This window comes from Micromonospora sp. DT48, assembly GCF_049844495.1.
Lineage (GTDB): Bacteria > Actinomycetota > Actinomycetes > Mycobacteriales > Micromonosporaceae > Micromonospora.
Map to the genome: position 1 here is coordinate 23,177 of NZ_JBNCLE010000032.1, position 8,846 is coordinate 32,022.

Consider the following 8,846-nt stretch of genomic DNA (forward strand, 5'->3'; position numbering starts at 1 on the left):
CACCATCATCAGCAACCTCCTCGCAGGGACCGCCGCAGTCGGAGAAGGTCGCTGCGCGAAGGTGGGGGCAGGCGCACGTGCACAAGTCCACCGAGTCCGATGCATGTCCCGGCCACGAGGAGACGCCCCAACAGTTGGGTAGTCGTTGGCCGCTGTTGGGTGCCAGGTCCCCGCAGTTCGCGGCCAACAGCGGCTTTTGGCGGTCACAAGACCGATCCACCCCCGGTACGCCAGCCGGGTTTGCAGGCGGTCTTGGGCGCCGCCCGGTGTGGGTGGTGACTCGGCCCGGCGTCGGTCCGTGCTCACCACAATTTCCGAACCTGGTGTGGAAGGAGAGTGCTTCCACGGTCTCCGCCCCTGCGGGCGGCGCTTCCCTATCGACTGTCGCGCATGCCCCGCCATCCGGCGGGGTGGGAGGTGAAGACCAGATGCGCCGTTTCCTATCCCGTCTGTTCCTGTCCACCGTGATCGTCCTCATCGTTGTCGCAGTCGCGGCGGGTGCGGCTCAGGCTGGGCCGCCAGAACTACTGGCGGTCAACAGCCTGGACACCGTCATCAACAACCTCATCGCCTGGATCGTCGGGATCCTCGTCGGCGTCGCCACGCTGTTCCTCACCTACGGCGGTGCCCTGTACCTGATGGCCGGTGGTGACCCCGGTCAGGTGGAGAAGGCCAAGGGTGCGCTGAAGGGTGCCGCGACCGGCTATGGCCTGGCGGTGCTCGCGCCGGTGCTGATGAGCATCCTGCGCGGGATCCTCGGGACGAACTGATGTACAACCCGTTCACCATCGCGGCGGTGCTGGACAGGGTCCTGGAATGGATCGCGGCACGGGTCGCGGACGTCATCGACGCCCTGTGGCGGTTGCTGTCCTGGGCGTTCCTCGTCGTGCCGGACGTGACCGCCCTGCCGCAGGTCCAGACGATCAGCACCCGCGCGCTGTTCATCGCCAACACCTGCTATGTGGTGGCGATCGTCGCCTGCGGTGTGGTGGTCATGGGCCGCGACAGCGTGCAGGCCCGCTACGGCGTCGCGGAACTCGCGCCGCGCCTGCTGATCGGCGTCATCGGCGCGAACTTCGCGATGCCGATGTGCCGGGAGCTCATCGCCTTGGGTAACGCGCTGATCCAGGCGCTCATCGGTGAGTCGGTCACCACCGATGGTTCGCTGGACCAGTTGCGTCGCACGATCGTCGACGCGTTGACCAATCCGGCCAACGCCTTGCTCACGCTCGTGATCGGCGTGGTCATCGCCGTGCTCGCCGCCATGATCATGGTGGGTTGGGTGCTGCGGCTGGGCCTGCTGGTGATCCTGGCCGGTCTCGCACCTGCGGCGCTGTCCTGCCATGCCACGCCGTGGACCGAGCCAGCTGCGAAGTTGTGGTGGCGGGCTTTCCTCGGCGTGTTCGCCACGGTCGGCGGTCAGGGCATCGCGTTGCACGCCGGGTTGACGGTGTTCGTCAGCCCGACGGCGAATTTGCCGGCCCTGGGTCTGCCGAACGATCCGACGGGCACGCTCAACCTGTTCATCGTCTGTTGCCTGCTGTTGGCGGTGACGCGGATCCCGGGTCTGGTGCGCCGGTACGTCACGGGTGGGCAGTCCCGCAACGTGGTCGGCGCGTTCGTTCGGGTCGCCGTCGTTCAGCAACTCGGCCGCGCCCTCACCGGGGGTCTGTGGGGTGGCGCGGGGCGTGCTGCGGCGGGGGCCGCCGTCGGCCGTACGCGCCGTGCCGGGAACCTGGCTGCCCGTTCCGGCGGAGTGCCGCTGCCGCAGCCGGCTGGGGTTCCCACTGGTGCGGGGCCTGGTCCGGTGGCGCGTCGTCCGCCGCGAACTGCTGCGGCGTCGACATCTGCTCAGCCGCCGCAGGCCCGGCCCGGTGTCGGGGTGCGGGGGGTGCCGTCGGGGCGGACTCCGGCGACGGCGATGCCGCAGCGGATGCCGCGGTGGCGACGCTGGTGGGCCTACACCGAATCCGGTACCGGCTGGCCGAGCGGCGCGTCTCCGAGTGCGTCCCGGACGGGCCGGTCGGTCGAGTCGGTGCCAGGCCCGCGCGTGCCGCCGGTGCTCTCTGCTGTCCCTGAGTCCGCGCGAACGGCCAGCGGCACCGGGTGGCCGTCGGTGCCCATCTACGGACCCCGGACCACCCGCGGCTCAGCGGGAGCACGTGCCGCAGCCACTGCCCGGTCACGACCGCGGCCTTCACCTCGGCCGGCTGCCGGCCGCGATAGCAGCGGCGCCGGCTGGCCGGGCTGACCCCTTCGATGCCAAGGATTGGTGTTTTCTCATGTCTGATGTTGATCTTCGTGCTCGTATTCCGGCGGACGTTGAGGCCCCGGATCGTCTGCTGTACCAGCTGAGCCCGCGGCAGGTGGCCATTCTGGCCACCGCCGCCGCGGTGGCGTACCTGCTGTGGCGGGCCCTGCTGGGTCATGTGCCGATGCCGGTCCTCCTTGCCGCCTTGGTTCCGCTGCTCGGTGCCGCCACGGTTCTGGCGTTGGGTCGTCGTGACGGGCTGAGTCTGGACGCGTGGCTCGTCGCGGCGGTCCGGGGCTCGCGAACCCCGCGCCGGCAGGTTCCCGTGCCCGGTGGGAAGGCGCCGCGGTGGGCGCCGCGCCCGGTCGGGGTCGCCGGTGACCTGACGCCGCCGGCGCTGTTGCGGCTGCCGGCGCGGGCGATCGCCGCCAACGGGGTGGTGGACCTGGGCGGGTCCAGCGCCGCCATGGTTGCGGTGACCACGGTGAACCTGGGTTTGCGGACGTCGGCGGAGCAGGCGGCGCTGGTCGGCGCCTACGCCCGCTGGTTGAACGGTCTGACGGCGCCGGTGCAGATCGTGGTGTCCACCCAGCCGGTGGACCTGGCGGGGCATGCGCAGCGCATCGCGGACGCCGCGGATCTGCTGCCTTCTCCGGCGTTGGCGGACGCCGCCGCCGACTACGCCGAGTTTCTCCTCGACGTGGAGGAGGAGCGGCAGCCGCTGTGGCGGACGGTGACCATCGTGCACACCGCCACCGGGGCCCGCCGCGACACCGATGTGCTGCGGGCCGCCGAGCACACCGCTGCCGCGTTGCAGGGCGTGGGCGCCGCCACCCGGGTCCTGGACGGGCCGGCGGTCGCCGCCGTGCTCGCCGCCGCGGTCGACCCCTACACCCTGCCGCTGTCCGGCGAGCGGGCGTTGCCGGACGAGCCGGTCACCGGAGGGCAACGATGAAGCTCCACAACCTGCTGCGCGCTCTGCTTCCCACCCGTACGCCGCCGCCGGCCGCGCCGTCAACAGGGTCGCAGGTCGACGCTGTGGCCGCGTTGATCGGCCCGGCCAGCGTCGAGGTGACCCCCCGCTACCTGAAGGTCGGCGACGGCTACACCTCGACGCTGCTGGTCAACGGCTATCCGGCGGAGGTCGGCGCCGGCTGGCTGTCCCCGCTGACCGGCTGGCCGGGCCGCGCCGACGTCGTCATCCACATCGAACCGCTCGATCCGCAGGTGGCCGCGTCCCGGCTGCGTCGCCAGCGTGCCCGCCTCGAATCCTCCCGACGCTCGGATGCCGAGCACGGCCGTCTCGACGACCCGAACACCGAGGCCGCCGCCGCGGACGCCGCGGAGCTGGCCGACCGGGTGGCCCGGGGTTCGAGCCGGCTGTTCCGGGTCGCGCACTACGTCGCCGTGCACGCGACGAGTTTGGAGGAGTTGACCGAGTCGGTGGCGCATGTGCGGGCCACCGCCGCGTCGGTCATGCTCGACACGGTTGCGGCGACCTGGCGGCAGCTGCCGGCGTGGACGTCCACCCTGCCGCTCGGCGTGGACAGCATCGGGATGCGGCGGGTGTTCGACACCGACAGCCTCGCCGCCGGCATGCCCCTCGCCTCCGCCGACCTTCCCGCACCGCTGCCCGGCGATCCACCCACCGCCTCCGGTGTCCTGTACGGGTTGAACACGGCGACCAACGGCATCGTGTGGCACGACCGGTGGGCGGCCGACAACCACAACTCCGTGGTGCTGGCCCGCTCCGGCGCCGGCAAAAGCTACATGATCAAACTGGAGACGCTGCGGAGCCTGTATGACGGGGTGCAGGTCCACGTCATCGACCCGGAGGACGAGTACCGGCGGCTCGCCGAGGCCGTCGGCGGCACCGTGATCAACCTCGGCGCCCCCGACGTGCGGCTCAACCCGTTCGACATCGCCGCCGACGACCGGCGGCGAGACGCGCGTACCCGGCGGGCGCTGTTCGCCCACACCCTGGTCAACGTGCTCCTCGGCGCCGGGCAGGACGGGGGGATGCATCCGGCCGAACGTGCCGCCTTCGACCGGGCCGTCAACACCGCCTACCTGGGGGCGGGTGTCACCAACGACCCGCGCACCTGGGGGCGGCCGGCACCGTTGCTGCGTGACGTGGCCGCCGCCCTGGAGGCCGACGGTACGCCGCCGGGGGTCACTCTCGCGGCCCGCTTGTCGCCGTGGACGACCGGCAGTTTCAGTCACCTGTTCGCCGGACCCACCACCACCCACCCTGTGGGGCATCTGGTGGTGTGGTCGACCCGCCACCTCGCCGACGAGCTGCGCCCCGCCGGGATGCTCCTGGCGTTGGACGCGATCTGGCGGATAGTGGACGCCCCACCCGCCGCCGGTCCGACCGGGGACCCGCGTCGGCTGGTCATCGTCGACGAAGCCTGGACGTTGCTGCGCGACGGTGAGGGCGTACGGTTTCTGAACCGGCTGGCGAAAGCGGCCCGCAAACGCCGCGCCGGCCTGTCGGTGATCACGCAGGACGCCGCCGACCTGTTGGGCTCCGACCTCGGCCAGGCCGTGATCGCCAACAGCGCCACCCAGGTGCTGATGCGCCAAGCCCCGCAGGCCATCGCCGCGGTCGCCGACAGTTTCCACCTCACCGGAGGTGAAGCGCGGATGCTGCTGTCCGCCCAACGCGGCGAAGGGCTCCTGCTCTCCGGGGCCAACCGGGTGGCCAGCCACGCCGTGTCCTCCTACCGAGAGCACGAGCTGTGCGTCACCGGCACGACCGATCTGCAGGACGAGTCGTGACCTGGCTCGCCCCACCCGCCCCGCCGCTGCCGGAGTCTGTCACGCCGACCAACCCGGTCGCCGAGACGATCGGTACCGCGGTCGGGTGGGTGGTGGCCCGGCCGTGGCTCGCCGCCGTCGCCGCCGCGGCAGCTGTGGTCGCGGTCGTCGCCCACGGTCAGGTGCAGATCTGGCGGCAAAGGCGCTGGCAGCGGCACGCCCAGCAGGTCACCATCACCCCACCGCCGCAGGTGGAGCCGGACAGCGCTGCGAGGTGGTGGGCGACCTGCGCGGAGATCCTGCGGCCGGCCGGCTGGCGGCGGTGGCTCTACGGCACCCCGCACGTCGGCTACGAGTACCGGTGGGCGGGCCGGCAGCTGAGCATCTCCATCTGGCTGCCCGGCACCGTCGCGACGGGACCGGTCCTCGCCGCGATCGCCGGCGCCTGGCCCGGCGCTGCCACCACGACCGCCGACGCCACCACCCCGATCCCTACCGGCGTCATCGCCGAGGGCGGCGCCCTGACACCGACCCTGCCAGCGTGGTATCCGATCGTCACCGACCACGACACCGACCCACTACGTCCTCTGATCTCTGCGCTGTCGGGGCTGCGCGACCACGAGTACGCCTGCGTGCAGATCCTCGCCCGCCCCGCCACACCCCGGCAGATCCGTCGGCTGCGCGCCGGCACCGCGGCCCTGCGCACCGGCCAGCGCACCCCCGGCGTTCTCGACCCGTCGGCCTGGTTGGAAGGGCTGTTCGGTCTCCTCATGCCCGGCCCGACCCGCCCCACCGCGGGCAGCCGCGCCACCGCCTACCGGCCGCCGGCTGGTGACCCGGAACGAGACCGCGACGCCCGCGCCGCGGTGGACAAGCTGGCCTGCGGCCAGCTGTGGGAAACGTCCATCCGCTACGGCATCGCCCACACCAACCCCCGCCACGCCCTGCAGGAGAACCTGCGGGCCCGGTTGGCGACCCTCGCCGACGGCGTCGCCTCGGCCTACGGCCTCTACACCGCCCGGCAGCGGCTGCGCCGCGTCCGCCTCACCCAACCCGCCACCGTGCTGGCGAACCGGCCACTGCGCACCGGCTACCTGCTCGGCGCCGCCGAACTCGCCGCCGTGGCCGCCCTGCCCTGCGACGTGGCGGTGCCCGGTCTGCTGCGGGCCCGCGCCAAACCGATGCCGATGCCGGTCGACGTGCCCACCACCGGCGGCCGAGGCGTCAAGCAGCTCGGCCGGGCGCAGATCGGCGGCCACGCCGTCGGGCTGCCCGTCGTTGACGCCCGCCAACACCTGCACGTCCTCGGCTCCACCGGCGTCGGGAAAAGCACCTTGCTGGTCAACATGATCCTCGACGACGTGGCCGCCCACCGCGGCGTCGTCGTCATCGACCCCAAAGGCGACCTGGTCACCGACGTCCTCGACCGGCTCAACCCGAACGTCGCCGACCGGGTCGTGCTCATCGACCCCGACCAAACCCAGGGCGGCTACTTCAACCCTCTGTCCGGCGACGACCACGACCTCGCCGTGGACAACGTCGTCTCCATCTTCTCCAAAATCTTCCAACGGCACTGGGGGCCCCGCATCGACGACACCCTGCGAGTCGCCTGCCTGACCCTGATGCGCAAGGCCAACGCCACCCTCGCCCTGGTCCCGCCGCTGCTCAACGACAAACAGTTCCGCCTCGCCTTCACCGAAGGCCTCGACGACCCGGAAGGCCTCCTCGGCTACTGGACCTGGTACGAATCCATGCCCCCACCCGTACGGGCACAGGTCATCGGCCCCGTCATGGCCCGCCTACGCGCCTTCCTCCTGCGGGACTTCCCCCGCCGCACCCTCGGCACACCATGCTCATCATTCGACATGGGGCGGCTGCTCAACAGCGGCGGGATCCTGCTCGCCCGCCTACCCAAAGGCCAACTCGGGGAAGACACCTCACGGCTGATGGGCTCATTCGTCCTCGCCCGCGCCTGGCAGGCCGCCACCGCCCGCGCGAAACTCCCCGAACACCAACGACGCGACTGCACCGTCGTGATCGACGAATGCCACAACTTCCTCAACCTGCCCGGCTCCGTCGACGACATGCTCGCCGAAGCCCGCGGCTACCGGATGAGCCTCGTCCTGGCCCACCAGGACCTCGCCCAACTCCCCCGCCCCACCCAACTCGCCCTGTCCGCGAACGCCCGCAACAAAATCACCTTCAACGTGGCACCCGAAGACGCCCACCAGATGGCCCGACACATGTTCCCCGAACTGTCCGACCACGACCTCAGCCACCTCGACGCCTACCAAGCCGCCGCCCGCCTCGTGGTCAACAACCGGGAAACCGCCGCGTTCACCCTGCGCACCCGACCGCCCCGCCCCGTCGTCGGCGCGGCCGACCAGATCCGCGCCGTCTGCGCCGCGGCCAGCGGCGGCGCAGGCGATCGCACCGCGATCGAGCAACTCGCCAGGCGGCTGGCCACCCAGGCCGACGCCCACCGCCGCCGGTGAACCCCGTCCGCTGCTGCCAGGTCGGAATGCCGCCCGGCCTGGCGATGGGCGGGCTGTGGTCCGCGCCTCGGTCCAGACCCGGCCGGCCCCCGCTCACCCTCCGATGCCCAACAGTGCAGGTAGGTGCCACGAATGCCCGATGATCAACCGTCCCGACAGTCCCCACGGGGGGACACTCTCCGACCGGGGGGCGGCCCATCGCTCCCTCGTCTCCATACACCGGCCCGGCGTACGACGGCGACCCTTGCCGACCTCTCGGCCCGGCTGCGGCCCCGTGACCGGGTCATCGCCTTCCTCCTGTCCGACCACACCGCCCTCACCACCGAGCAGATCGCCGCGGTGCTGTTCAACTCACCGATCACCTGCGGCCACCGCCTCTACACGCTGCGCCGCATCGACTTCATCAACCGCGTGCTGCGCTCCCACCCCGGCCAACCCACCCACGTCTACTGGGTACCCGGCCGACTGTCGGCCCGCCTGGTCGCCCTCGCCCGCGGCGAGACCCCACCCACCCCGAAAGCAGTCGCCCTCGCCGCCGACCGCGTCCTGTCCGACCGCACCCGCCGACACACCATCGAAACCAACCAGTTCTTCATCGACCTACTCGTCCACAGCCGATCGCATCCACAGTCCCGACTGACCCGCTGGTGGTCCGAGCAGCAAACCACCGCCGCGTTCGGCCGCCGTATACGCCCCGACGGCCACGGCGTCTGGACCACCGGCCACCACCACGTCGGCTTCTGGCTCGAACACGACCGCGGCACCGAACACCACCCACGACTACGCGACAAGCTCGAGCCCTACCGCCGACTCCGCATCGACGGCGGCCCCGACTACACACTGCTGTACTCCCTGCCCACCCGAGAACGAGAACGCCACTTCCACCACAGGCTGATCGAGACCGCCGGCCGCGACCACCGGATCGCCGCCGCGCTGGCCACCCTCACCATCGCCACCTGCGCCCGAGACCGCGTCAACGGCCACGGGCCCGCCGGCCCCGTCTGGCGGCTCGTCGGCAACGGCGGACACCGACTCCGCCTGGCCGACCTCCCCACCACCGACGAGGAACCCGGCCCCCTCAACCCCGGACCACCCACACCCGATCACAACCCCCTACACGAGCTCACCTGACCACCACCCCACAGGCGAGACCGCACATGCTGTCCGCCAACCTCCGAGGGGCAGGCGAACCTGCGCCAGCAGGCCCCACGCCCGAATACCGCGCACGGGCCAGCCCCCCCTCCTCCGCAAGGAGGTCAATCTCTCAGAGGACGTCTGATTCACGTATTTTGCGTGTGTTGTGGTTTAGTCGTCTCGCCAGGTTGGGGTGGTTTCGGTGG

6 protein-coding genes are annotated in these 8,846 nt (G+C 71.5%); all 6 read left to right on the forward strand.

Annotated elements, in window-relative coordinates; genetic code table 11:
• The first annotated feature begins 428 nt into the window (after window positions 1-428).
• The 6 genes from ACLQ2S_RS25800 to ACLQ2S_RS25825 all read left to right on the forward strand — a co-directional run bounded on the left by ACLQ2S_RS25800 (window position 429) and on the right by ACLQ2S_RS25825 (window position 8,637).
• The gene (locus ACLQ2S_RS25800) at window positions 429-770 is read left to right on the forward strand and encodes a pilin (protein WP_425703491.1); all 342 of its coding nucleotides are present in this window, start codon (window positions 429-431) and stop codon (window positions 768-770) included.
• A complete protein-coding gene (locus ACLQ2S_RS25805; RefSeq protein WP_425703493.1) occupies window positions 770-2,251 on the forward strand; it encodes a hypothetical protein in 1,482 nt (493 codons plus the stop codon). The genes ACLQ2S_RS25800 and ACLQ2S_RS25805 overlap by 1 nt, the downstream gene beginning before the upstream one ends.
• A 31-nt stretch (window positions 2,252-2,282) precedes the next feature.
• Window positions 2,283-3,206: a PrgI family mobile element protein gene (locus ACLQ2S_RS25810; protein ID WP_425703495.1), complete on the forward strand. Its 924-nt coding sequence runs from the start codon at window positions 2,283-2,285 to the stop codon at window positions 3,204-3,206.
• On the forward strand, window positions 3,203-5,032 hold the full coding sequence (locus ACLQ2S_RS25815; protein WP_425703497.1) for a VirB4 family type IV secretion system protein: 1,830 nt from the start codon (window positions 3,203-3,205) through the stop codon (window positions 5,030-5,032). Before ACLQ2S_RS25810 ends, ACLQ2S_RS25815 begins: the two co-directional genes overlap by 4 nt.
• On the forward strand, window positions 5,029-7,506 hold the full coding sequence (locus tag ACLQ2S_RS25820; protein WP_425703499.1) for a type IV secretory system conjugative DNA transfer family protein: 2,478 nt from the start codon (window positions 5,029-5,031) through the stop codon (window positions 7,504-7,506). Before ACLQ2S_RS25815 ends, ACLQ2S_RS25820 begins: the two co-directional genes overlap by 4 nt.
• A 132-nt stretch (window positions 7,507-7,638) precedes the next feature.
• Window positions 7,639-8,637 carry a replication-relaxation family protein gene (locus tag ACLQ2S_RS25825; protein ID WP_425703501.1) on the forward strand — a complete coding sequence of 333 codons (999 nt, stop codon included), beginning with the start codon at window positions 7,639-7,641 and terminating at the stop codon, window positions 8,635-8,637.
• The last annotated feature ends 209 nt before the right edge of the window (window positions 8,638-8,846 follow it).

What these genes read in the sequence shown, in the direction of transcription:
- ACLQ2S_RS25800 (WP_425703491.1), top strand. Translation starts at nt 429, where the DNA reads ATGCGCCGTTTCCTATCCCGTCTGTTCCTGTCCACCGTGATCGTCCTC.
- ACLQ2S_RS25825 (WP_425703501.1), top strand. Translation starts at nt 7,639, where the DNA reads ATGCCCGATGATCAACCGTCCCGACAGTCCCCACGGGGGGACACTCTC.
- ACLQ2S_RS25805 (WP_425703493.1), top strand. Translation starts at nt 770, where the DNA reads ATGTACAACCCGTTCACCATCGCGGCGGTGCTGGACAGGGTCCTGGAA.
- ACLQ2S_RS25810 (WP_425703495.1), top strand. Translation starts at nt 2,283, where the DNA reads ATGTCTGATGTTGATCTTCGTGCTCGTATTCCGGCGGACGTTGAGGCC.
- ACLQ2S_RS25815 (WP_425703497.1), top strand. Translation starts at nt 3,203, where the DNA reads ATGAAGCTCCACAACCTGCTGCGCGCTCTGCTTCCCACCCGTACGCCG.